Source organism: Nocardiopsis salina YIM 90010 (genome assembly GCF_000341025.1).
Classification (GTDB): Bacteria; Actinomycetota; Actinomycetes; order Streptosporangiales; family Streptosporangiaceae; genus Nocardiopsis; species Nocardiopsis salina.
This window is the reverse complement of the sequence record NZ_ANBF01000181.1, coordinates 1-25003: the sequence shown is the minus strand read 5'-3', so window position 1 is coordinate 25003 and position 25003 is coordinate 1. Positions and strand designations below refer to the sequence as shown.

17 protein-coding genes and 3 tRNA genes are annotated in these 25003 nt (G+C 69.2%); 2 read left to right on the top strand and 18 right to left on the bottom strand.

Translation table 11 applies throughout. The features are described from left to right. Positions 1-123: 123 nt before the first annotated feature. The 9 genes from D474_RS0120500 to D474_RS0120460 all read right to left on the bottom strand — a co-directional run bounded on the left by D474_RS0120500 (position 124) and on the right by D474_RS0120460 (position 12599). Complete coding sequence (locus tag D474_RS0120500; RefSeq protein WP_017615373.1) at positions 124-4002, bottom strand: DNA-directed RNA polymerase subunit beta'; 3879 nt, start codon at positions 4000-4002, stop codon at positions 124-126. Between the two features lie 34 nt (positions 4003-4036). After that, on the bottom strand, positions 4037-7504 hold the full coding sequence (rpoB, locus tag D474_RS0120495; protein ID WP_017615372.1) for a DNA-directed RNA polymerase subunit beta: 3468 nt from the start codon (positions 7502-7504) through the stop codon (positions 4037-4039). 753 nt (positions 7505-8257) lie between these two features. Next, a complete protein-coding gene (gene rplL / locus D474_RS0120490) occupies positions 8258-8647 on the bottom strand; it encodes a 50S ribosomal protein L7/L12 (protein ID WP_017615371.1) in 390 nt (129 codons plus the stop codon). 94 nt (positions 8648-8741) lie between these two features. Then, positions 8742-9269 carry a 50S ribosomal protein L10 gene (gene rplJ, locus D474_RS0120485; RefSeq protein ID WP_017615370.1) on the bottom strand — a complete coding sequence of 176 codons (528 nt, stop codon included), beginning with the start codon at positions 9267-9269 and terminating at the stop codon, positions 8742-8744. Positions 9270-9686: 417 nt separating this feature from the next. Beyond that, positions 9687-10364 (bottom strand): 50S ribosomal protein L1, encoded by a 678-nt coding sequence (gene rplA / locus D474_RS0120480; protein WP_017615369.1) that lies wholly within the window; start codon positions 10362-10364, stop codon positions 9687-9689. 119 nt (positions 10365-10483) lie between these two features. Continuing rightward, positions 10484-10915 (bottom strand): 50S ribosomal protein L11, encoded by a 432-nt coding sequence (gene rplK / locus D474_RS0120475; RefSeq protein WP_017615368.1) that lies wholly within the window; start codon positions 10913-10915, stop codon positions 10484-10486. A 260-nt stretch (positions 10916-11175) separates the two neighbouring features. Next, on the bottom strand, positions 11176-11994 hold the full coding sequence (gene nusG / locus D474_RS0120470) for a transcription termination/antitermination protein NusG (RefSeq protein WP_017615367.1): 819 nt from the start codon (positions 11992-11994) through the stop codon (positions 11176-11178). A 151-nt stretch (positions 11995-12145) separates the two neighbouring features. Further along, the gene (gene secE, locus D474_RS0120465; RefSeq protein ID WP_017615366.1) at positions 12146-12427 is read right to left on the bottom strand and encodes a preprotein translocase subunit SecE; all 282 of its coding nucleotides are present in this window, start codon (positions 12425-12427) and stop codon (positions 12146-12148) included. Between the two features lie 99 nt (positions 12428-12526). Further along, positions 12527-12599: transfer RNA gene (locus D474_RS0120460), tRNA-Trp, on the bottom strand. Between the two features lie 224 nt (positions 12600-12823). On the opposite strand from D474_RS0120460, the gene D474_RS0120455 reads away from it, so the two are divergent. Then, positions 12824-14032, top strand: a complete 1209-nt coding sequence (locus D474_RS0120455) for a pyridoxal phosphate-dependent aminotransferase (protein ID WP_017615365.1) — start codon at positions 12824-12826, stop codon at positions 14030-14032. A gap of 112 nt (positions 14033-14144) precedes the next feature. Beyond that, positions 14145-15155, top strand: a complete 1011-nt coding sequence (locus tag D474_RS0120450) for an adenosine deaminase (protein WP_017615364.1) — start codon at positions 14145-14147, stop codon at positions 15153-15155. Positions 15156-15165: 10 nt separating this feature from the next. On the opposite strand, the gene D474_RS0120445 is transcribed toward D474_RS0120450, so the two are convergent. The 9 genes from D474_RS0120445 to D474_RS0120405 form a co-directional block, all read right to left on the bottom strand. Then, positions 15166-15756 carry a TMEM165/GDT1 family protein gene (locus D474_RS0120445; protein ID WP_026118662.1) on the bottom strand — a complete coding sequence of 197 codons (591 nt, stop codon included), beginning with the start codon at positions 15754-15756 and terminating at the stop codon, positions 15166-15168. Between the two features lie 328 nt (positions 15757-16084). Then, positions 16085-17173: a UDP-N-acetylmuramate dehydrogenase gene (locus D474_RS0120440; RefSeq protein ID WP_017615362.1), complete on the bottom strand. Its 1089-nt coding sequence runs from the start codon at positions 17171-17173 to the stop codon at positions 16085-16087. A 23-nt stretch (positions 17174-17196) separates the two neighbouring features. Then, positions 17197-17625, bottom strand: a complete 429-nt coding sequence (locus tag D474_RS0120435; RefSeq protein WP_017615361.1) for a MaoC family dehydratase — start codon at positions 17623-17625, stop codon at positions 17197-17199. Between the two features lie 44 nt (positions 17626-17669). Next, positions 17670-18113, bottom strand: a complete 444-nt coding sequence (locus D474_RS0120430; protein WP_026118661.1) for a MaoC family dehydratase N-terminal domain-containing protein — start codon at positions 18111-18113, stop codon at positions 17670-17672. A 195-nt stretch (positions 18114-18308) separates the two neighbouring features. Then, the gene (rpmG, locus tag D474_RS0120425) at positions 18309-18473 is read right to left on the bottom strand and encodes a 50S ribosomal protein L33 (RefSeq protein ID WP_017615359.1); all 165 of its coding nucleotides are present in this window, start codon (positions 18471-18473) and stop codon (positions 18309-18311) included. A gap of 109 nt (positions 18474-18582) precedes the next feature. Next, positions 18583-18655: transfer RNA gene (locus D474_RS0120420), tRNA-Met, on the bottom strand. Between the two features lie 100 nt (positions 18656-18755). Then, positions 18756-18831, bottom strand: a tRNA-Thr gene (locus tag D474_RS0120415). Positions 18832-19076: 245 nt separating this feature from the next. Next, entirely contained in the window at positions 19077-21173 is a 2097-nt protein-coding gene (locus D474_RS0120410) for an AAA family ATPase (RefSeq protein WP_017615358.1), read from the bottom strand. Positions 21174-21317: 144 nt separating this feature from the next. Continuing rightward, on the bottom strand, positions 21318-25003 hold a 3686-nt coding region (locus tag D474_RS0120405; RefSeq protein ID WP_017615357.1), incomplete at its 5' end, for a TIGR02680 family protein.

The following is a 25003-nucleotide window of genomic DNA, read 5'->3' as shown; positions in this document are numbered from 1 at the left end:
CCGACAGCGCCGAAGCGCCCTCTCCCCTCCACACCAGCACGTGTGGACCAACAACGACGAACGGCGGCGGTCCCCACCCCCGTGGGGGTGGGTGGCCGCCGCCGTCAGTACAGCAAACCGCGCTTAACGGTTGTACGGACCGAAGTCGTACTCCTCCAGCGGCACGGCCTCTCCCGAGCCCTGCCCGAAGGTGTACTCACTCGGCTCCTCGTAACCCGAGACGGAGTACATCGAGGCCTTGGCCTCCTCGGTGGGCTCCACCCGGACGTTGCGGTACTGCGGAATACCGGTACCGGCCGGGATGAGCTTACCGATGATGACGTTCTCCTTGAGGCCGAGCAGCGGGTCGCTCTTGCCGTGGATCGCGTTCTCGGTGAGCACGCGGGTCGTCTCCTGGAAGGAGGCCGCCGACAGCCAGGACTCCGTGGCCAGCGAGGCCTTGGTGATACCCAGCAGCACCGGACGACCGGAGGCGGGCTGGCCGCCCTCGGAGACCACACGGCGGTTGATCCGCTCGAACTTGGGCCGCTCCACCATCTCACCGGGCAGCAGCTCGGTGTCGCCCGACTCCAGGATGTTCACACGCTTGAGCATCTGGCGGACGATGATCTCGATGTGCTTGTCGTGGATGGACACACCCTGCGACTTGTAGACCTCCTGGACCTCGGACACGAGGTGCTGCTGCACCGCGCGCGGGCCCTGGATGCGAAGAACCTCGTGCGGGTTGATCGCACCCTGGATGAGCTGCTGGCCGACCTTGACGTGGTCGCCGTCGCTCAACAGGAGCTGAGCACGCATCGGGACCGGGTAGGCGATCTCGTCCGTGCCGTCGTCGGGGATGACGACGACCTTGCGGCTCTTCTCGGTGTCGTCGATCCGGATCCGGCCCTCCATCTCGGAGATCGGGGCCACACCCTTGGGGATGCGGGCCTCGAAGAGCTCCTGGACACGGGGCAGACCATGGGTGATGTCCTGACCGGCCGAACCACCCATGTGGAAAGTCCGCATCGTCAGCTGGGTACCGGGCTCACCGATGGACTGGGCCGCGATGATGCCGATCGCCTCACCGACGTCCACCGGCTTACCGGTCGCCATGGAGCGGCCGTAGCAGGTGGAGCACACTCCGATCTTGGCCTCGCAGGTCAGCGACGAGCGGATACGGACGCGGGTGATCCCGGCCTCGACCAGCTTGTCGATGTTCTGCTCGGAGGTGTCGGACATGGCCGGCAGCACGACGTTGCCGTCCGGGTCGAGCACGTCCTCGGCGATGGTGCGGCCGAAACCGGTGTTCTCGACGTTGTGCTTGCGCACGACGCTGCCCGAAGCGGTCTTCTCACCGACCTCGTGCCAGAGCGAACGGTCCGTGCCGCAGTTGAACTCCCGGACGATGACGTCCTGGGCGACGTCCACCAGACGACGGGTCAGGTAACCCGAGTCGGCGGTACGCAGCGCGGTGTCGGCCAGACCCTTGCGCTGACCGTGGGTGGAGATGAAGTACTCCAGCACCGACAGGCCCTCGCGGTAGGAGGACTTGATCGGACGCGGGATCGTCTCACCCTTGGTGTTGGAGACCAGGCCACGGATACCGGCGATCTGGCGGACCTGCATCGGGTTACCGCGGGCGCCGGACTGGACCATCATCCACACCGGGTTGTCGGTGGGGAAGTTGTCCTCCATGTTCTTGGCGACCTCACCGGTGGCCTGGGTCCAGACCTCGGTGAGCTCCTGGCGGCGCTCGTCGTCGGTGATGAGACCCCGGTCGAACTCACGCTGGATCTTGTCGGCCTTGCGCTCGTAGCCCTCGAGGATCTCGCCCTTGCGCGGAGGCGCGACGACGTCCTCGATACCGATGGTCAGGCCGGACCGGGTGGCCCAGCGGTACCCGGCGTCCTTCAGGGCGTCCAGGGTCGTTGCGACCTGGATCTTGGCGTAGTTCTCGGCGAGGTCGTTGACCAGCGTCGAGATCTGCTTCTTGCCGACCTGGAAGTTGACGTACGGGTAGTCCATCGGCGTGGTCTCGTTGAAGAGGTACCGGCCGAGCGTCGTCTCCAGCAGGTAGGGCTCCCCGGGCTCCCAGCCCTCCGGCGGCTCCCAGCCCTTGGGGGCCGGAGCACCGTCTGCGATGCGCAGGTGGATCCGGGCCTGGACGTCCAGGTCACCCAGGTCGTAGGCCATGAGGGCCTCGGCCGGCGACAGGAACGAACGGCCCTCGCCCTTGGCACCCTCCATCTGCGTCGTCAGGTAGTACAGGCCGATGACCATGTCCTGCGTGGGCATCGTCACGGGCTTGCCGTCGGACGGCTTGAGGATGTTGTTGGTGGCCAGCATCAGCAGCCGCGCCTCGGCCTGGGCCTCGGCGGACAGCGGCAGGTGCACGGCCATCTGGTCACCGTCGAAGTCCGCGTTGAACGCGGTGCACACGAGCGGGTGGATCTGGATGGCCTTGCCCTCGACCAGCTGCGGCTCGAAGGCCTGGATGCCCAGGCGGTGCAGCGTGGGCGCACGGTTGAGCATCACCGGGTGCTCGGTGATGACCTCTTCGAGGACGTCCCACACGACGGGGCGGGACCGCTCCACCATCCGCTTGGCGCTCTTGATGTTCTGCGCGTGGTTCAGGTCGACCAGGCGCTTCATCACGAACGGCTTGAACAGCTCCAGCGCCATCTGCTTGGGCAGACCGCACTGGTGCAGCTTCAGCTGGGGGCCGACGACGATGACCGAACGGCCGGAGTAGTCGACGCGCTTGCCCAGCAAGTTCTGGCGGAAACGGCCCTGCTTGCCCTTGAGCATGTCGGACAGCGACTTCAGCGGACGGTTACCGGGACCGGTGACCGGGCGACCGCGGCGGCCGTTGTCGAACAGCGCGTCGACGGCCTCCTGCAGCATCCGCTTCTCGTTGTTGACGATGATCTCGGGCGCGCCCAGGTCCAGGAGCCGCTTGAGGCGGTTGTTCCGGTTGATGACGCGGCGGTACAGGTCGTTGAGGTCGGAGGTCGCGAAGCGGCCACCGTCCAGCTGCACCATCGGACGCAGGTCCGGCGGAATGACCGGGATGCAGTCCAGCACCATGCCCATGGGGCTGTTGGTGGTGTTGAGGAACGCCGAGACGACCTTGAGCCGCTTCAGGGCGCGGGCCTTCTTCTGGCCCTTGCCGGTGCGGATGGTCTCCCGGAGCTTCTCGGCCTCGGCGTCCAGCTCGAAGTTGGACAGGCGGTCCTGGATGGCCTGAGCGCCCATGCCGCCACGGAAGTACTTCCCGAAACGGTCCCGCATCTCGCGGTAGAGCATCTCGTCGCCCTCGAGGTCCTGGACCTTGAGGTTCTTGAACCGGTTCCAGACCTCGTCCAGGCGGTCGATGCCCCGCTGGGCACGGTCCCGCAGCTGGCGCATCTCCCGCTCGGCGGACTCGCGGACCTTGCGGCGCGCGTCGCCCTTGGCGCCCTGCTCCTCGAGCTCGGCCAGGTCGGCCTCGAGCTTGCGGTGGCGCTCCTCGATGGTGGAGTCACGGCTCTGCTCGAGGTGCTGTTTCTCGACAGCGACCCGGGCCTCGAGGGACTGCAGGTCGCGCTCACGGCCCTCGGTGTCCACCCACGTGACCATGTAGGCCGCGAAGTAGATGATCTTCTCGAGGTCCTTGGGCGCCAGGTCGAGCAGGTAGCCCAGGCGCGACGGCACGCCCTTGAAGTACCAGATGTGGGTGACCGGGGCGGCAAGCTCGATATGGCCCATCCGCTCACGGCGCACCTTGGCACGGGTCACCTCGACGCCGCAGCGCTCACAGATGATGCCCTTGAACCGGACTCGCTTGTATTTGCCGCAGTAGCACTCCCAGTCCCGGGTCGGACCGAAGATCTTCTCGCAGAAGAGGCCGTCCTTCTCGGGCTTGAGGGTGCGGTAGTTGATGGTTTCGGGCTTCTTGACCTCGCCGTGCGACCACTGGCGGATGTCGTCGGCCGTGGCGAGACCGATGCGCAGCTCGTCGAAGAAGTTGACGTCGAGCACTTAATTCGTCCTCTGCTCTCGAAGAATGCGGAAGTTAGACCTCTTCGACGCTGCTCGGCTCGCGCCGACCCAGGTCGATACCCAGTTCTTCCGCCGCGCGGAAGACGTCCTCGTCACTGTCCCGCATCTCGATGGACATACCGTCACTGGACAGCACCTCCACGTTCAGACAGAGCGACTGCATCTCCTTGATGAGCACCTTGAAGGACTCAGGGATACCCGGCTCGGGGATGTTCTCGCCCTTGACGATGGCCTCGTAGACCTTGACGCGACCCACGACGTCATCGGACTTGATGGTCAGGAGCTCCTGGAGCGCGTAGGCGGCGCCGTAGGCCTCCAGGGCCCAGACCTCCATCTCACCGAAGCGCTGGCCACCGAACTGTGCCTTACCGCCCAGCGGCTGCTGGGTGATCATCGAGTACGGCCCGGTGGAGCGGGCGTGGATCTTGTCGTCCACCAGGTGGTGGAGCTTCAGGATGTACTTGTAACCGACGGAGATCGGCTCGGCGAACGGCTCACCGGTACGGCCGTCGAACAGCATGGCCTTACCGTCCTCGTTGATGAGGTGGTTGCCGTCCTGGTTCGGGTTGACCGACTGGATGATGCCGCTGAGCTCGCTGCCGCGCAGGCCGTCGAAGACCGGGGTGGCCACACGGGAGTCGGGCTCGGCGTGCGAGGCCCCGATCTCGTCCAGTGACTTCTTCCAGTCCTCGTCCAAACCTTGGACGTTCCACCCGTTCTTGGCCAACCACCCCAGATGGACCTCCAGCACCTGGCCGACGTTCATGCGGCCGGGCACACCCAGCGGGTTGAGGATGATGTCGATCGGGGTGCCGTCCTCCAGGAACGGCATGTCCTCCTGCGGGAGGATCTTGGCGATGACGCCCTTGTTGCCGTGGCGGCCGGCGAGCTTGTCGCCGTCGGTGATCTTGCGCTTCTGGGCCACGTAGACGCGGACCATCTCGTTCACGCCGGGAGCGAGCTCGTCGCCGTCCTCGCGGCTGAACACGCGCACACCGATGACCTTGCCGGTCTCACCGTGCGGCACCTTCAGGGAGGTGTCGCGGACCTCGCGGGCCTTCTCACCGAAGATCGCACGCAGCAGGCGCTCCTCCGGGGTCAGCTCGGTCTCGCCCTTGGGGGTGACCTTGCCGACGAGGATGTCGCCGTCGACGACCTCGGCGCCGATGCGGATGATGCCCCGGTCGTCGAGGTCGGCCAGGACCTCCTCGCTGACGTTGGGGATCTCGCGCGTGATCTCCTCCGGCCCCAGCTTGGTGTCACGGGCGTCGACCTCGTGCTCCTCGATGTGGATCGAGGACAGGACGTCGTCCTGCACCAGGCGCTGGGAGAGGATGATGGCGTCCTCGTAGTTGTGGCCCTCCCACGACATGTAGGCCACGAGGAGGTTCTTGCCCAGCGACATCTCGCCGTGGTCCGTGGAGGGACCGTCGGCCAGGACCCCGCGCTCCTCGACCCGGGCGCCCTCGTGGACGATCGGGCGCTGGTTGAAGCAGGTGCCCTGGTTGGAGCGCTGGAACTTGCCCATGCGGTACGTCTTGCGCGTGCCGTCGTCGGCCATCACGGTGACGTAGTCGGCGGTGACGTCCTTGACCACACCGGCCTTCTCCGCGAGCACGACCTCGCCGGCGTCGGTGGCGGCACGGTACTCCATACCGGTACCGACGAACGGGGACTCGGCGCGCAGCAGCGGCACCGCCTGGCGCTGCATGTTGGAACCCATGAGCGCACGGTTGGCGTCGTCGTGCTCGAGGAACGGGATCATGGCGGTGGCGACCGACACCATCTGGCGCGGCGACACGTCCATGTAGTCGACCTCGTCGGTGCTGACCGACTCGAACTCGCCACCGCGGCGGCGCACGAGGACGCCGCTCTCGGCGAAGGTGCCGTCGGCGTTCATCGGCGTGTTCGCCTGCGCGATGACGAAGCGGTCCTCTTCATCGGCGGTGAGGTATTCGACCTGGTCGGTGATGCGGCCGTCGACGACCTTGCGGTACGGGGTCTCGACGAACCCGAAGGAGTTCACGCGCCCGTAGGCGGCCAGCGAACCGATCAGACCGATGTTGGGGCCCTCAGGGGTCTCGATCGGGCACATGCGGCCGTAGTGCGAGGGGTGCACGTCACGGACCTCGAAGCCCGCGCGCTCACGGGACAGACCGCCCGGGCCCAGCGCCGACAGGCGGCGCTTGTGGGTCATCCCCGCGAGCGGGTTGGTCTGGTCCATGAACTGGGACAGCTGCGAGGTGCCGAAGAACTCCTTGATGGAGGCCACGACCGGGCGGATGTTGATCAGGGTCTGCGGCGTGATCGCCTCGACGTCCTGGGTGGTCATCCGTTCGCGGACCACGCGCTCCATGCGGGCCAGACCCAGGCGGACCTGGTTCTGGATGAGCTCGCCGACGGTGCGCAGACGGCGGTTGCCGAAGTGGTCGATGTCGTCGGTCTCGATGATCCGCTCGCCGAGCGGGGTCTCCTTCTCGGTCTCACCGGCGTGCAGGCGGACGAGGTAGTCAATCGTGTTGACGATGTCGTCCTCGGTCAGCGTGCCCTGCGTGTAGTCGGTGTCGAGGCCGAGCTTCTTGTTGATCTTGTATCGGCCGACCTTGGCGAGGTCGTAACGCTTCGGGTTGAAGTAGAGGTTCTCCAGAAGCGTCTGCGCCGATTCCTTCGTCGGCGGCTCGCCGGGACGCAGCTTGCGGTAGATGTCCAGCAGCGCGTCGTCGGTTCCGGCCGTCGGGTCCTTCTCCAGAGTGTTGCGGATGGACTCGTACTGGCCGAACCGCTCGAGGATCTGGTCGGTGGTCCAACCCAGCGCCTTGAGCAGGACGGTGACGCCCTGCTTGCGCTTGCGGTCGATGCGCACACCGACGAAGTCGCGCTTGTCGACCTCGAACTCCAGCCATGCACCGCGGGACGGGATGACCTTGCAGCCGAACAGGTCCTTGTCCGAGGTCTTGTCGACCGACGTGTCGAAGTACACGCCCGGGGAGCGAACCAGCTGGGACACGACGACGCGCTCGGTGCCGTTGATGATGAAGGTGCCCTTGGCGGTCATGAGCGGGAAGTCGCCCATGAACACCGTCTGGCTCTTGATCTCACCGGTGTCGTTGTTGATGAACTCCGCCGTGACGAACATCGGGGCGGAGAAGGTCATGTCCTTGTCCTTGCACTCCTCTTCGGAGTACTTGGGCGGCTCGAACCGATGGTCGCGGAAAGACAGCGACATCGTGCCCGAGAAGTCCTCGATCGGACTGATCTCCTCGAAGATCTCTTCGAGACCGGACTGCTCCGTAACGTCCTTGCGACCGGCGTTCCGGGCCGCCTCCAGCCGAGCCTGCCACTTCTCGTTGCCCAGGAGCCAGTCGAAGGACTCGGTCTGAAGGGCGAGAAGGTTCGGGACCTCGAGTGGTTCCGGGATGCGGGCGAAGGAAACGCGGTGCGGACCAAGGGCGTTAGCGGAGGCGTTGCGCGAGGCTGCCAACAGGGGTCCTTCCGAAGGCTTGTGGCGGTTGAAGCGCGCACGCCAGACGATCCGTCACGAGAAGGACCGTCACGAGGTCGAGACGGTCGCATCGAGTGGGAACGGCCTACCGAGTTCCGGTTACTACAACGGATGGCGGCAAACGTTCACCAACACAGGGATCACCAAAGGGCAGCGCAAAAGAGCAGTGTAGCCGAACACCACACCGCTGTCCACTCACGGTCCACAGCACCACTCACGACACCGGCAGGATCGCCCGGCGAGGGCGATCCGTCAACCCCGAACACCCTGCCAGAGGGTGCCCTCCCGTCGTCTTCCCCATGGGTGGACTAGCGCGCCTGCCCCTGGCCCCTGGGGGATCGGTGAGCCAACGGACATCCCGAAGGGTTCCCCTGTGTGCAACGGGTAAACACTCCGCCCGGACCCCGTCAAGAATCCCGGGACGGGAGATTATCGCGTCCAAGGGACAGTTCGCACATGCGCTCGCGGCCGCCCGGACGGACCGACCCGACCAAGCTTGGCACATCCGAACCACCGCACGGCCACGGACACGGCGGCGTTCGCGACATACGGGGCGCAAGGCCCCGCAGACGCACTGTACGAGCCGGGAGGGACAGGGCGGGCGACCCTCGAACGCCGGCCCTTCTCTGCGCCGCTGAGTCGCCTGTGAACACACGAACGCGGCCGCCCCTCCGGAAAAGGAAGGGCGGCCGCGCCAGAGCAGACCTGCGGGCCTGTGCGGCCCGCGGACGACTACTTGAGGGTGACGGTGGCGCCGGCGCCCTCGAGGGCCTCCTTGGCCTTGTCCGCGTTCTCCTTGTTGGCGCCCTCGAGGAGCGGCTTCGGAGCGTTGTCGACGAGGTCCTTGGCCTCCTTGAGACCCAGGCTCGTGAGGCCGCGGACCTCCTTGATGACCTGGATCTTCTTGTCGCCGGCGGACTCGAGGACGACGTCGAACTCGTCCTTCTCCTCCTCGGCCTCGGCCTCGGCGCCCCCGCCGGCCGGGGCGGCGACGACGGCGGCGGCCGGGGCGGCGGCCTCGACGTCGAACTTCTCCTCGAAGAGCTTCACGAACTCCGAGAGCTCGAGGAGGGTCATCTCCTCGAACGCAGCAAGCAGGTCCTCGTTGCTGAGCTTCGCCATGGTGCGATCTCTCTTTCTCTACAGGACACGCGCACCGATCGGGCACTGCGTGCGAGCCTTCGGCGGGCGGCCGCCCGCCGTGGTTCAGGGGGTTCTAGGCGGCTTCCTCGGACTTCTTCTCCTCGAGGGCCTTCGCGAGACGCGCGGCCTTGAGGGGAAGGGCCTGGAAGACGGCGGCGGCCTGGCCCTGCTTGGCCTTGAGGGCACCGGCCATCTTCGAGAGAAGCACCTCGCGGGACTCCAGGTCGGCCAGCTTGGTGACCTGCGCGGCGTCCATCGTCTTACCGTCGATGACACCGCCCTTGATCACCAGGGCGGAGTTCTGCTTCGAGAAGTCACGCAGACCCTTGGTCGCCTCGACCACGTCACCGTGGACGAAGGCGACCGCGGTGGGGCCCTCGAGGAGGTCGGAGACCTCTTCGTCGATGCCCGCGTCCTTGACCGCGATCTTGGTCAGGGTGTTCTTCACGATGCGGAATCGCGCGTTCTGACCGAGGCCACGACGGAGCTCGTTGAGCACCGCCACGGAGAGCCCCCGGTATTCGGTCAGCACGGTGCCGTTGGACTCACGGAACTCGTCCGCGAGCTCGGCGACCGCGGCTGCCTTGTCCGGCCTCGCCATGGGACTCCTTCCAACATTGTCGTCACCCCGCCCGACGGCGGAGCTGCCGACACCAGCCGGCTCCCACGGACTCGTCGCGATCGGCGTCAGCACGAGAAAAAGCCCCGAGCGCCAGGCGCACGGGGCACGACCTCGTCCTCGGGGATACACATCGGCACCCGGGACGGGAAAGCTCTGAGTGACACCTGCGCGGGCGCCCATCTTCGACGGGTCCTTAGGCCGCCCATGAGGGCGGCGACCAGCGGTCTTCGGCAATATCCAACCGTACCCCACGTCCGGGGGTGCATCGACCCGTCACCCGCACGGATCCGACGTCGTACGTGCCACACACGAGAGGGCTCCGTCCCCTTCCGAACGGAAGCGGCCGGAGCCCTCTGCGTCACAGCTGCGGCCTCAGGGCCGCGGATCCCGGGAGACTCAGATCTCGAGCGGGATGGAGGGCCCCATCGTGGTGGTGAGGGAGCCCTTCTTGATGTAGCGGCCCTTGGCGGCGGACGGCTTGAGGCGGTTCACCTCGTCGAGCGCGGCCCGGTAGTTCTCCACCAGCTTGGCGTCCTCGAAGGAGCCCTTGCCGATGATGAAGTGCAGGTTCCCGTGGCGGTCGACGCGGAACTCGATCTTGCCGCCCTTGATGTCGGCGACGGCCTTGGTCACGTCGGGCGTGACGGTGCCGGTCTTCGGGTTCGGCATCAGGCCACGCGGACCGAGCACGCGGCCCAGGCGGCCGACCTTGCCCATGAGGTCCGGGGTGGCCACGACGGCGTCGAAGTCGAGGAAGCCGTTCAGGACCTCCTGGACGAGGTCGTCGTCACCGACGTAGTCGGCGCCAGCGGCGCGAGCCTGCTCGGCACGCTCACCGGTCGCGAAGACCAGGACCCGAGCGGTCTTACCGGTGCCGTGCGGCAGATTCACGGTGCCACGGACCATCTGGTCGGCCTTGCGCGGGTCGACACCCAGGCGCAGGGCGACCTCGACGGTCGGGTCGAACTTGGCTGCGTTGGTGTCCTTGGCCAGCTTCACGGCCTCGGCGGGGCTGTAGAGCCGGTCACGGTCCACCAGCTCGCTGGCTTTGCGGTGGTTCTTGCTGCGCTTCACGCTTGTCTCCTATGCGGACGTGTGGTCGCCGGGCCAGCGCCTGGCCCTGCCACGGTCGGTTGCGGACGCGGTGCGCCCGATCGCCCCGGTGGAGATGCACCGGAGCCACCCGAGGGGTGTTACTTGATCACGACGCCCATGGAGCGGGCGGTGCCCTCGACGATCTTGGCGGCGGCCTCGATGTCGTCGGTGTTGAGGTCCGGCAGCTTGGTCTGCGCGATCTCACGCACCTGGTCGGCGGTGATCGTGGCAGCCGTGTTGCGCCCGGGGTCGGTCGCGGCCTTGTCGATGCCCGCGGCCTTGAGGATCAGCTTGGGCGCCGGCGGCGTCTTGGTGACGAAGCTGAAGGAGCGGTCCTCGTAGATGGAGATCTCTACGGGGATGACGTTCCCGCGCTGGGCTTCCGTGGCAGCGTTGTACTGCTTGCAGAAGTCCATGATGTTGACGCCGTGCGGACCGAGAGCGGTACCGACGGGCGGGGCCGGCGTGGCCTGACCGGCGGGGAGCTGCACCTTGACGAGTGCTGCCAGTTTCTTCTTCTTCGGAGGCATATCGGGTCCTTTGCCTGATGTGCGGTGTGTGTCGGTCCCGTCCCCTCGACGGCACCGAGCGGCCGGGAGCCGCAGGGCGCCGCGCGCCGAAGGGGTGGTCGGCCCGGACCCAGGGTCTCGGGCCTCGGCCCACCGGGACCGGGCGGGCCTGGCGCGGCCGACAGTACGGGCACACGCCGGTGGGCCCATCCGAAGATGGACCCACCCAGTCTATGCCGCCCGGGGAGTGGCCCGGGTCGGGTCCGGCGAGGCGGACGGGTTCAGATCTTGGAGACCTGGTTGAACGACAGCTCGACCGGCGTCTCGCGGCCGAAGATCGACACCAGGACCTTGAGCTTCTGGGTGTCGGCGTTGATCTCGCTGACCGTCGCCGGAAGGGTCGCGAACGGACCCTCCATGACGGTGACGGACTCGCCGACCTCGTAGGCCACGTCGGCGCGGGCCTCGCCGCCGCCACCGCCGGCAGCTGCCGGGGCACCGGCCTGCTGGGGCTGCTCCGGCTCCTCCTCCGGCTCGGGGGCCAAGAGCTTGGCGACCTCGGTCAGGCTGAGCGGGGCGGGCTTGTTGGACAGGCCCACGAACCCGGTCACGCCCGGTGTGTTGCGGATGGCCGACCAGGACTCGTCGGTGAGGTCCATGCGGACGAGCACGTAACCGGGCAGGACCTTCTCGGTGACCTGCTGGCGCTTGCCGCTCTTGACCTCGGTGACCTCGTGCTCGGGCACCTCCACACCGAAGATGAACTCTTCCATGTTGAGGGACTGGGTGCGGCTCTCGACGTTGGCCTTGACCCGCTTCTCGTAGCCCGCGTAGGTGTGCACGACGTACCAGTCACCGGGCAGGAGCATGAGTTCGGTCTTGAACTCCTCGACGGGGTCGAGGCGCGGGACCTCGGGCTCCGCGTTCTCCTCGGCCTCGGTCTCGATGTCTTCGGCGGCACCGCTCAGTTCCGGGCTGTCGGCCTCGGTCGACTCGACCGCGTCCTCCGTCGGCTCGCCCGCCTGGCCGGTCTCTTCCGCCGACGACTGATCCGGCTCCTCTTCGGGGAAGTCGTCAGAGGTCAGTGGGGACTCGGACACGGCTGCTCTTTCTCTCGTCGGATCGCTGTGCGGGCCGACGCACGCCAAGCGCGCCTCGTAACCCAGTCCTGACAGCTTAAGGTCTCCGCGGGCAGCACGGGACCAGCGCGCTCGTGTGAGATCGGGCGGATCGCCGTAGCGAGTGTCCGGGTCAGGGGGCTTCGACCCCGGCGCCGCCCTCGGCCCCGGCTCCGGCGCCGAAGGTGCCGTAGAGCCATGTGATGGCTTCACCGAAAGCGAAGTCGAGCAACGAGACGTAGGCCAGGACCATCACGACGAAGACCATGACGACGATGGTGTAGGTGACCAGTTCGCGACGTGTGGGCCAGCGGACCTTGCGGAGCTCACCGACGACCTGCTTGGTGAAGGTCACCGGACCAGTGCGACGCGGCCGCTCCTCGTCGGGCTTGGCGTCGGCGTCAGTCTGAGTCACCTGAGGGTCCTTAGGGTCGCGGGCCGCTGAAAATCCCGGTGAGTTCGTCCCGGTCGGTCGAACGGCGCCGGGAGCGCCGCCCGACCGCGCGAGAACCTGCAGGGCAGGAGGGACTCGAACCCCCAACCGCCGGTTTTGGAGACCGGTGCTCTGCCAATTGAGCCACTGCCCTTGGGAGGGAAACTGCGCCCCACCATAGCTGGTCCTGACGAGTGCCGCACACTGTCGCGTGCGCCACACACGGCCCGGACCTTCCGACGGGACCGAGTGTATGCCCTGAGTCTGCTCGGGGCCAAACCGCCTGGGCCCGCGGGCACGCACGTGGAGCACTCCGGCCCCGGTCACGAGTCCTTCCCGCCCGAGCGGGCCCTCCGCTCACATGACAAACTGGAGGGCATGACTGAACGACCGCGTATCTCCGCACGTATCAGCGCCATCTCCGAATCGGCGACGCTGGCCGTCGACGCCAAGGCCAAGGCCATGAAGGCCGAGGGCCGCCCCGTCATCGGCTTCGGCGCCGGGGAACCGGACTTCCCGACCCCCGACTACATCGTCGAGGCCGCTGTCGAGGCCGCCCGTCAGCCGAAGAACCACCGGTACTCCCCCGCCGGCGGGCAGCCAGAGCTGAAGAAGGCGATCGCCGAGAAGACCCTCCGCGACTCCGGGTACGAGGTCGACCCCGCGCAGATCCTCGTCACGAACGGCGGCAAGCAGGCCATCTACGAGGCCTTCGCCGCCATCGTGGACCCGGGCGACGAGGTCATCGTCGTCGCCCCGTACTGGACCACCTACCCCGAGTCCATCAAGCTCGCGGGCGGCACCCCCGTGTTCGTCACCACCGACGAGAGCACCGGCTACCTGGCCTCGGTGGAGCAGCTCGAGGCGGCGCGGACCGACAAGACCAAGGTCCTGGTCTTCGTCTCCCCCAACAACCCCACCGGCGCGGTCTACTCGCGCGAGCAGGTCCGCGCCATCGGCGAGTGGGCCGACCGGCACGGCCTGTGGGTACTCACCGACGAGATCTACGAGCACCTGATCTACGGCGACACCGAGTTCTCGTCGCTGCCCGTGGAGGTCCCGCAGATCGCCGACCGCACGCTCGTGGTCAACGGTGTGGCCAAGACCTACGCCATGACCGGTTGGCGCGTGGGCTGGATCATCGGCCCCAAGGACGTCATCAAGGCCGCGAGCAACCTGCAGTCGCACGCCACGTCCAACGTCGCCAACGTCTCGCAGGCCGCCGCGATCGCCGCCGTGGCAGGGGACCTCACCGCTGTCGCGAAGATGCGGGAGTCCTTCGACCGCCGTCGCCGCACCATCGTGCAGATGCTCAACGAGATCGACGGTGTCGTGTGCCCCGAGCCGCAGGGCGCGTTCTACGCCTACCCCTCGGTCAAGGGCGTGCTCGGCAGGACCGTGCGCGGCCGCACCCCGCAGACCTCCACCGAGCTGGCCGAACTCATCCTCGAGGAGGCCGAGGTCGCGGTCGTGCCGGGCGAGGCCTTCGGCACCCCCGGATACCTGCGCCTGTCCTACGCCCTGAGTGACGAGGACCTCACAGAGGGCGTGAGCCGGATCCAGAAGCTGCTCGCCGAGGCGAAGTAGTCCCGTTCAGGGGCCCGGGCCCCGACGCACGCACGGACGCGTCCCGGTTCCGCCGGGGCGCGTTCGTCGTTTTCGGTCCCCTCGGACCCCACNCCCCCCCCCCCCCCGCCGATTGGAGCGGCTGCCCAAAGCACACCTGCACCTGCACTTCACCGGCTCGATGCGCCACGAGACGCTGGTCGAGCTCGCCGACAAGAACGGCGTGCACCTGCCGCACTCGCTGGCCGAACAGTGGCCGCCGAAACTGCGCGCCACGGACGAGCGGGGTTGGTTCCGCTTCCAGCGCCTGTACGACATCGCGCGGTCGGCGCTGCGCACCCCCGAGGACCTGTACCGGCTGCTGCGCGAGGCCGCCGAGGATGAACGTGCCGCAGGTTCCGCGTGGCTCGAGATCCAGGTCGACCCGGGCGGGTACGCGTCCCTGTTCGACGGCCTGACCGCCACCCTGGAACTGATGTTGGACGCCGCCGCGGCCGCGCACCGGGACACCGGCGTGCACATCGGCCTGATGGTGGCCGCCAACCGCACGAAGCACCCCCTGGACGCCAAGGCCCTGGCCCGCCTGGCCCGCCAGTACGTGGGCCGGGGCGTGGTCTCCTTCGGCCTCAACAACGACGAACGGCGGGGGCGTGCCCGCGAGTTCGAAGGAGCTTTCCGTATCGCCAAGCGCGCCGGCCTGATCTCTGCGCCGCACGGTGGGGAGCTGGGCGGTCCGCGCAGCGTGCGCGAGTGCCTCGACGAGCTGGGCGCGGACCGCGTCGGCCACGGGGTTCGTGCGGTCGAGGACCCGTACCTGTTGGAGCGCATCGCCACCCAGGAGGTCACCCTCGAGGTCTGCCCGACCTCGAACGTGGGCCTGGGTGTGGTCGACGAGCTCGACGAGCTCCCTCTGCGGCACCTCTACGACGCGGGCGCTCCGATCGCGCTCGGCACGGACGACCCCCTGCTGTTCGGCCCGCGCCTGGTGGAGCAGTACGAGATCGTGCGTTCGGTCTTCGGGTTCGGCGACGCGGAGCTGGCCGAGCTCGCGCGGATGTCGATCCGGGGATCGGGAGCGCCGGACTGGCTCAAGAAGGACCTGCTGGCCGGCGTGGACACCTGGCTCGCCACAGAACCGGTCTGACCGGGCGGGGTCAGGTCAGGGCGAAGGTGCCCTGGGCGAGCATGACGGCACCGGCGACGAAGAAGAGCACGGCGGCGCCGATGCGGATCGCCTTCTCCGGCAGCTTCTTGCCGAGGACCGCGCCGAGCGCGATGGCGATCGCGTCGGCGGCGACCATGCCGACGGTGGAGCCGATCCACACCGGGAACCAGTGGTGCTGGGTGCCGACCGTGATGGTGGCGAGCATGGTCTTGTCGCCGAGCTCGGCGACGAAGAAGACGAGAGCGACCGTCATGAACCCCGATCGGATGCGTCGGGAGGAGGCACGTGCCTCGTCCTTGTCGTTCATCTCGTCGCCGTGCAGGGTCCAGGCGCCGAAGAAGAGGAACGCGAGGCCGGCCGCGAGGGTGAGCCAGTCGGTGGGGATCGCCGCCCCCAGGGCCTCGGCGATGAAGACGCTCCCGAGGTGCACCACGGCGGTCGCGGCCGTGATGCCGAGGATCACGGTGAGAGCGCGATATCGCGTGGCGAGGGACATCGCGACCAATTGGGTCTTGTCGCCCATTTCTGCAATGAAAATGGCAACGGTACTCACCACGAGACCGGCCACGAACCCTGTCATTCTTCCCCTCGATCCATTCACGGCGGGGCGAGAGACGGCGCGGACGCCTCTTCGACCCGGACGTCGTACATGCGCCGGGCCGAAGGTCTCGTCCGCCCTGCCTCGCCGGGCGAGGGCTCGCGCGACCGGGCCGTTCGCCGGGCCAGTGTGTCGACCGCACGGATTGAGGACTACTCCCCTTCGGTGAATGCCACTTTATGACAAGGGAGAGGAAAGGGGCAATTCATGGCCGTGTCGAATTGTGTCGGCAACGAGGTCAAATTTAAAAGTTCGCCGCACCCAACTCGAGAATTGGGTGCGGTGTGAAAGAGGTGTGGCCCGCGTCGCGTTACAGGGCCACGCCCACCATGACGGGCTCGTTGACCAGACGGACCCCGAAGGCGGACTCGACCCCGGCCCGTACCTCGCGCGCCAGGGCGAGCAGGTCCTCTGTGGAGGCCCCTCCGGGGTTGGTCAGCGCCAGCGTGTGCTTGCCGGAGATGCGGGCCGGACCCTCCCCGTACCCCTTGGTGAACCCGGCCTTGTCGATGAGCCAGGCCGCGGAGAGCTTGATACCGCCGTGGCCGTCCGGGTGGCCCGGGACCGGCGCGTCCGGGCCCAGGCGCTCGGCGGCACGCTCGCGCACCGCCTCGAAGGTCTCCTGCGACACCACGGGGTTGGTGAAGAACGAACCTGCGCTGCGCGTGTCGGGGTCGCCCGCCTCGACGACCATGCCCTTGCCGCGGCGCAGGCCCAGGACGGTCTCGCGGGCGCGCTCCAGCGGCACCCGTTCCCCCGCGTCCACGCCCATGGTGCGGGCGACCTCGGCGTAGGCGATCGGGCGGCTGAGTTCGGAGCGGTGCAGCGCGAAGACGACCTCGCACACCAGGTGCCGGGGCTCGCCCTTGAAGATGCTGTCCCGGTAGGTGAAACCGCACTCGGCGTTGGTCATCGTGCGCAGCTCGCCCGTTCGCCGGTCGTGGACCAGCACCTCGCGCACCGTCTGGCTCACGTCCTGGCCGTAGGCGCCCACGTTCTGGATCGGGGTGGAACCCACCCGGCCGGGGATTCCGCTCAGGAACTCCAGGCCGCTGAGGCCCTCGGCGACGACGCGCTCGACCAGCGGGTCCCACTCGACCCCTGCCTGGGCGCGCAACAGCACCACGGGCTCACCGGTCTCCGGGTCCGTACCGGCCTCCTCGAAGCCCAGACCCCGCGTGTCCGCGTGCACCACGGTGCCGGGGAACCCGGAGTCGGCCACGACGAGATTGCTGCCGCCGCCGAGGATCAGCACCGGCTCACCGGCGTCGTCGGCCGCGCGCACGGAGGAGACGAGCTCCTCGGTCGTGCCGGCCCGCACGAAGGTCTTGGCCGGCCCGCCCAGACCGAGCGTGGTGTAGTCGGCCAGCACCGGCCGGTCGTCGGAGAACGGGGACACCTCAACCACCTCTGTCGAAACTGTCAGGACGCGAGCCGGACCAGTGCCTTGGACTGCACCAGGACCTTCGCGCCACCGGAGCGGGCGGTCAGGAGCACGTTCACGGTCCCGTCGTCGTTCTTGGCCTTGACCTTGCCGCCCACAGTGATCTCGGCGCCGTCCTCGTCGTCCGGAACGACCACCGGGGCGGAGAACCGCACCGAGTAGTCGAGGAGGCAGCCCGGATCCCCGGTCCAGCCGGTGAGCACCCGCGCGGCCTCGGCCATGGTGAACATGCCGTGCGCGATCACGTCGGGAAGGCCCACGGACTTGGCGAAGCGCTCGTTCCAGTGGATGGGGTTGAAGTCCCCCGAGGCGCCCGCGTATCGGACGAGGTCCAGGCGGCGGACCGGGAAGGTCTGTTCGGGGATCTCGGTGCCGACCTCGACGTCGGCGTGGCGCAGCCTGCTCACGCTGGTCTTCCTCACGATTCGCTGGGGACGGTGGTGCGGCCGGTTCATGCTCCGCGCACGACGAGCATCATGGTGGCGGTGACCACGTGCTCGCCGTTCCGGTCCGTGGCCTCGGTCTCCAGGGTCAGCAGGTCGTTGCCGCCCAGGGTCTTGATGCCGGTGATGCGCGTGACACTGGAGAGCACGTCCCCGGCGAGCAGAGGGCGCGAGTACTGGAACCGCTGGTCGCCGTGGACCACGCGGGAGAAGTCCACACCCAGGTCGGGGTCGGCCACGGCCTGCGCCGAGCCGGCCATGCCGAGGATCACCGGGAAGGTCGGCGGTGCGACCACGTCGGCGTACCCCAGGGTGCGCGCCGACTCGCGGTCGACGTAAGCGGGGTCGGGGTCGTTGATCGCCTCGGCGAATTCCCGGATCTTGCCCCGGGTGACCTCGTAGTCCTCGGGGGCACGGTACTCCCGGCCGAGGTGGTCAGGGTTGATCGCCACGGTCTCCCTCTCCTGGTTGGGGCCGACGGGTGCCCGGCACACACGAAACAGCCCGGTGAGCGTCTCGCTCACCGGGCTGGAAGTTTAGGCCCTGCTCGGCGCGCTGCGGACAGCGCCCGCCGAGAACGCCCGGGCCGGGTCCGTGGTGTGCGGACCCGCCTCCCGTCCGCGCTTGACACGCGGCACTCGCGCGACCTAGCGGGTCTCGCGGTGCTCGTTGTGCTGACGGCAGTTCGGGCAGAACTTGCTGATCGAGAGCCGGTCGGGGGTGTTCCGACGGTTCTTGCGCGTGATGTAGTTACGGTTCTTGCACTCCTGGCAGGCCAGGGTGATCTTCGGCCTCACGTCGGTGGCAGCCACTTCGGAGTGCCTTTCTCGCTGGAAACATGACCTGACACGCAGTGGAACACTGCAGAGCACCCGCGAAGACCCCTGGCGTTCTTCTCAGTCCCAGGGGTCGGCAGGTTCGTAGCGGGGGCCGGACTTGAACCGACGACACAGCGATTATGAGCCGCTTGCTCTACCGACTGAGCTACCCCGCCCCGATCTCACAGGGGTGAGGCCCTGGAATCGGACCCTCCCCGGATCGGTCGGCGGCTTGCGCCGACCACCCACCTGAGTGGATCGGACCTCATCAAGTGGTGGAGCCCCTTTACGGAATCGAACCGTAGACCTTCTCCTTACCATGGAGACGCTCTGCCGACTGAGCTAAAGGGGCGCGCTGTATGGGGCTTCCTCTCGTCCACCCCGGGGGCGTTGCCCCCTTGCGCTGATTAGAACTATACAGGCCTCAGGGGGTGGTCTGCCAAATCGGTCGGCGCCCACCCCGGGGCAGGGCTGCGCCGAGACCACCTTCACAAGCATGAAATGCCTGTTCATGGCGGGTTTTCATGCTCGCCGGAGCCACCCGCGAAGCCCCCTGAAAAGCTCCGAATGTGACCCAGGCCGCTCACCCCGGAGCCCTCAGCGCCCCTCGTCGAGCCACACGTTGGACATGGCGTCGCGGTTGATCGTGCGGATCGAGGCGGGCCCCCCCAGCCTCTGCATGGCGTCCGGCAGACGGGTGTCGTGGGTGAAGACGATGAGCTGCCTGTAGCGTCCCGCGTCCGCCAGGACCGAGGCCAGTCCCTCGACGGTCTCGGTGTCCATCGCCTGCACCGGGTCGTCCAGGACGAGGAACCCGAACGGGTTGCCCTCCACCAGCGCCCGCGGCAGGCAGATCGACAGCGCCAGCGCCTGGAACTCGCCCTGGCTCAACAGCCCTGGCGCGCTCGTCTGGTCCTCGACGCCGTCCACCGCGACGTCGACCTCGACCCTGCGCCGGACCCCTCGGCCGATGAGGCGCATGCCCTGCAGGTCGATGTGGCGTTCCTGCCGCAGGCGGTACCAGACCTGCTCGGCCTGGGACGCGACCGGGCCGAGGCGTTCGGCGCGCAGCTCCCGCGCGCGCTCGGACAGCCACTCGAGGGCCTCCTCGGCAGGCCCCAGGAGCTCCCTCGCCCCGATGGCGTCCTGGGCGTCCTCGAGCCACTCGGAGAGGCGTCCGGCGAGCTCGGCCCACCCACCTGTGGGGTCCTCCAAGCGCTCCCCGGCGTCACGGCGCGCGCTGATCGCAGCAGTGCGGAGCTGCCGTCCGACCGTCTCGATGTGCTCGGCGAGCTCGGCGAGGTCGGTGATGGTGTTGCCCGACTCCCACAGCGCCCAGACCTGCCCGAGTTCGCTGTCGGCCGGCAGCCAGGACGGCATCGGGGAGAGCAGGAACCGGGCCTGGTCGCGGGCGGCCGAGGCCCGCTCGTGCGCGGCCTCGGCGGTGGCCGCCTGGGGACGCAGGGTCCGCACCTGGGCCTTGGCCTTGCGCACCCAGTCCGGACCGAGGGCACCGCTCGCCGAGCAGGTGGGGCAGGTGGTCTCGGTGGGGTGGCGTTCGTGGTGTTCCAGGGCCTGTTCGAGCAGGTTGACGACCCCGTACGCGTGGTCGCCCTTGGTTCCGGCGGCCATGGCCAGCTCCATGGAGGCCCCGCGCAGTTCGTTGACCACGTCGGCGATCACCACACGTTCCGGCACGCTGAGGCGGCGCAGTCGGCGCAGGACCACGTGCTGGGCGGGGTCGGCCGGACCGTCGTCGGCGGCGATGCGGCGGAGTTCGGCGAGATCGAACTGCGGTGCGGTGAGCAGCGACACGGCCCGTTCGGCGCGGGGGTCGTCGGAGGCGCGCAGGGCCTCCAGGAGCACCCGGAGGTCGCGTGAGGGCCGGTCACGGCGCTTGGCGAGCCCGTCGCAGACCCGGGCGAGGCGGCGTTCGGCCTCGGTGAGGTCGGTCAGGCCGAGGAGGGCGGTGAGGGTGTCGTAGAGCTCGGCGGCGCGCCCGGTGACCGTGCGCCCGAGTTCGTCGTAGGAGAGGAAGGGGCGGTAGCGCACCAGGTCCTCGCCCCAGTCGAGGGAGCGCAGCCGGGAGACCTCGCCGTCGGGGCGCACGCCCTCGCCGCGGGCCGACCTCACACTCTCGCCGGTCCAGCGGCGGGTGATACGTGTCGGTGCGCTGTCACCCGCGAAGTGGATGTCGACGCTGGCCTCGGTGCGGTCGTCGAAGTGCAGGTTGCGCCATCCGTCGCGCCACCCGGTCGGCATAGCGTCCCAGCGCGGGTTGCGGCCGGTCAGCGCCGCTTCGGCCGCCTCGGCGAAGCTGGACTTGCCCGACCCGTTGCGTCCGACGATCACGTGGAGCCCGGGACCGGTGGGGAAAATGAGCTCGGCGGGACGGCCGATACCGCGGAACCCCTGGACCCGGATCCCGGTCAGTTGCGAGTGCGGTGCCCCGCCTTGCTGCCGGGGTGCCGAGCTCGGTGCGGGTTCGGGCATCTCGCGGCCGTCCAGGACCGCGGAGACGGCTTCGTCGCCCCACAGCGCCGCCCGCACCCAGTCGCGTGTGCGACGGGACAGACCCGACCGCTCCAGCGCCTCCAACAGCACTTCCGCGGTGGGGTCCTCGACCGGCGGGGTCCCGTCGCCGTCCTGTCCGTCCCGGTCGAACGTCTCGGGCCTCCGAGCCACCTTCGCCACCCCAGATCCGTTGTCGCTTCGCACAACGAGACTAGGACAGTGGTGGACGAAGAGTGCGTGGTGTCGGAGAACCCGTCCCCTCGCACCGGCGGCGCGAGCGGCACGCGCACCGCACGGTGAGGTGTCTCACGCACCGGCGGGCGATCAGACCCCGACGAGTCTGCGGCGGCTTCCGTCCCACGTGAAGTGCAGTGTCGCGATGCCGGGCACGTTCGGATCGCGCAGGCACTCGTAGATGTTCAGACTGGGCACGCTCGGGAAACAGCCCCAGACGCGTTCGGACGTGAGCACGAAGTCGAGGTCGAGCTCGACCAACAGCCCGAGCAGTCGCCCGTGTGTGGGTTCGTCGACCTTGGCGAAGGCGTCGTCGAGCAGGATCAGCCTCGGCGCCCACGGTGCCCGCGCCGCGAGGGCGTCGAAGTGGGCGGCGGCCGCGGCGAACAGCACCAGGTAAGCCACCACACGCTGCTCGCCCTGGCTCAGCGCGGTGCGGTGGCCCAGGCGGCGCTCGTCCCCGCTGCCGTCGGTGACGTGGACGGTGAAGGCGAACCAGGAACGGTAGTCCAGGGCCGCGCGCAGCTGGGCCCCGCCGATCGCGGTCGGGTCGAGGCGGCGGATCGCCTCGATGCACCTGCGCAGGGCATCGCGCAGACGGGTCGTCTGCACGCGGGTGCGCTCCTCCGGCGGGGTGGCCAGCAGCGGCACGACCGCTTCGATGTCGGCGCCGGCGTCGGGCGCCAGGCGCCAGTCGAGGCGCACCCCGAGCCCGGCGGAGGTCGTGACGTCCTTGAGCACGTCGTTCATGGTGCCGATGAGGGCGCGCGCCTCGTCGATCTGGCGGGCGAGATGGCCGGCGAGCTCCCCGAGCAGGTGGCGTTCGAAGGCCTCCTCCTCTGCGACGGCGACGGTCTCCTCCGACCGTTCGAAGGCCGCAGAGAGGCGTTCGGCGTACGCGGTGACGTCGTGGTCGCCGTCCTCGTCGTGCACGGTGATGCGCTTGAGGCCGCGGGGTTCGGTGAGCTCGGTGCGCGAGTGCGCCCACGCGGCGGAGGTGAGGCGCTCGTGGAGGCTCTCCCGGCTGTTGAGCACCGCACTGTCGTCGACCTCGGGGGCGCCTTCCTGGGCGGCGAGGTCCTCCTCCAGCAGGGCGGTGAGGCTCTCCAGGAGCTCGAGCCGGGCACGCGGGGCGGCGTCGGCCTCCTCCCCGCTCTCAGCCTCCTCGCGTGGCTTCAGGTAGGCGGCGAGCGGGGAGTCCTCGGCGGCGAGGCGGTCGAGGCCGGCGGCACCCAGCAGGACGGTGTCGGGAACCTCCGCCTGTCCCTCTCCGACCGTGGCCAGAGAGGCGGCGAGGGTGTCGCCGGCGGCCAGGGCCCGACCGATCTGTTCGTTGAGCTCGCGCCCGGCGATGTCCAGGCGGGCCTCGGCCTCGACACGGGCGTCGCGGGCGCGCTGTGCATCGCGTTCGAGGTCCGGAAGGCGCCGCTCTGCCTCCTCGGCACGCCCCTGCACCTGGGAGCGGGCCGCATCGAGCTGCTCGCCGGCGACCGAGCGGGCGCGGTCGCCGAGCTCGATCTGGCGGCGCACGGTGATCATGTCGTCGATGGCGTTGCCGCGGGCGTCCTCGGCCACCACACGGGCGTCGCGGGCGCGGCGCCAGGCGGCGACGTGGCGGTCGTGCCCAGCGAGGTCGCGGGCGAGCACGTCAAGGGACCGCAGGGCCGAGGTGAGCAGGACCCGCAGGTGGTCGAGGGCGCGCAGGGTGCTGTCGATCCCGGCGCGTTCTGTGGGCAGGCCGTGTTCTGCGGCGTCGGTGCGCAGGCGCGCGCGGGTGTCGAGGAGTTCGGCGCGCGCCTCCTCCTCGGCCTCACGGGTAGCGTCGTGAGCACCGCGGGCAGCGGCGACGTCGGCGCGGGCCACGTCGAGGGTGGTCCAGGCGCGCACGAGGCCGCTGGAGTCGGGGAGGTCGCGGGAGACGCGCAGGAGCTCGGCGTAGGAACGCTCGACCGCCCAGCGCCGTTCGCCGGCCTCCGACAGCAGCGCCTCGGCGATGGCCATGCGGCGATCGGTGTTGGCGCGCACCCGGTCGCGGCCGCGCTTGCGGGCGGCCTCGCCGATGTACTCGGGTTCGCTCTTGAAGTGGGCGCCGCTGAGCACACCCAGACGCCAGGTCCCGGTCAGGGACACGGAGCTGACGGTGGCGACGGAGGCCTCGCGGCGGTGCTTGGCCTCGGTGTCCTCCGAACCCTGGCCCGCGGACTGCAGTGACACCGACGCGAGCAGGGCGCGCACGGCGTCGGCGCTGACGCCGTGGCCGGGTGCGGGCACGGGCACGAGCACGTCGAGGAGGGTGCGCCCCTTGGCCTGGCGGGCCGGGCTCAGGACGAGGTCACGGGTGGAGGGGTCGTAAAGGTGACCGTCGGCGCGCAGCCAGGCGGTGAGCAGCCCCCCGGCCTCGAGGGCGGCCTCCAGCCCGGCCTGTTCGCGGGTGCTGAGGCCGTCGGCGAAGTCCACGGCAAGGTGGAAGGGCAAGCCCTCACCCTCCGGGCGGGGCGCGGTGGCCCAGCCGGGGCGGCCCGGAGCCGGATCGGCCTCCCCCGCCCGGCGGTCGGCGAGCTCGGCGAGTTCGTCGGACAGGCGGCCCTCCTCCCCGACGGCGACGTCGCGGCGCGAACGCAGCTCCTCGAGGAGGGGGTCGACGGTGTCGTGTGCCAGTCGTGCCACGGTCTCCGGGACATCGGGTTCCAGGACCCTCAGCGCGTCCGACAGCGGGAGTTCGACGGAGGCCTCCAGTTCGTGGATGGCCTCCCCCAGGGCGTGGGCGTGGCTGTGGTCGCGCAGGCGGGCGGTCCAGGCACGGACCCCGTCGGCGTAGGCGGCGCTCTCCTCGCGCAGGGCCTTGACGGCGTTCTGCTCTCGGGTGTGCGCGTGTTCGACGGCGGCCTCGGCGGCCTCGGCCTCGCTGGTCAGCGCCAGGACCCGGCGGTCGGTGGCGGCTTCCTCGGAGGTGAGGGCGGTGAGGTGGTCGGCCTGTTCTGCGCGGCGGACCGCGGTGGACATGGTTCCGGTGAGGTGGTCGTGGAGGCCGCCCAGGTGCTCGCGCATCGTGTCGGTGTCGAGGCCGTCGACGGGCGCGCGTTCGACAGCCTGCTCCAGACCCTGCAGGTCGACGCGGGTGGTGCTCTCTCGGGGGGCGAGAGAGGCGGTGGCGGGTTCGGGGACCCGGCCGAGCGCGTCGGTGTCCAGGCCCGCGGCCCCGGCGGCCCGGACGGCCTCGGCGTGGGTGCGGGACAGTGCTTCCAGGGCGCGTCCGGCGTTGCCGGAGTCCTCCCCGAGGCGTTCCACGGTGTGGCGTTCGGTGGTCTCGGCGTGCTCTGCGGCGGCCCACGCTGCCTCGGCGGCGCGGATGTAGGCGTTGACGGCGGCGTCGTAGGCGCGGCGCTGCTCGTCGGTGGCGGCCCCTCCCCCGCCGGCCCCGGCCAGGGTCGAGTCGTCGGCGCGTGCGGTGTCGCGGGTGCGGCGGGCCTGATCGCGTTCCTCGGCCACCTGGCTCTCGGCGGCGACGAGGCCGTCGAGTTCGCCGCGCAGGCGCTGGGCCTCCTCGGAACGGCGGGCGCAGGCCTCGAGCTGTTCGCGGACCCCGGCGGCGCGCTCGCGCAGGGCGGTGACGAGGTAGCCGTGGTATTCGCCGAGGAAGGCCTCGACCGCCTCGCGGGTCTCGGTGAGCGCCGCCTTCTCCTCGCGGGCCTGCTCGAGGTCGGCGATGTTGCGGGCGACCTCGTCCAGGACGGTCTCGTCCATGGGTGGCAGGGCCTCGGAGAGCACGCCGACGA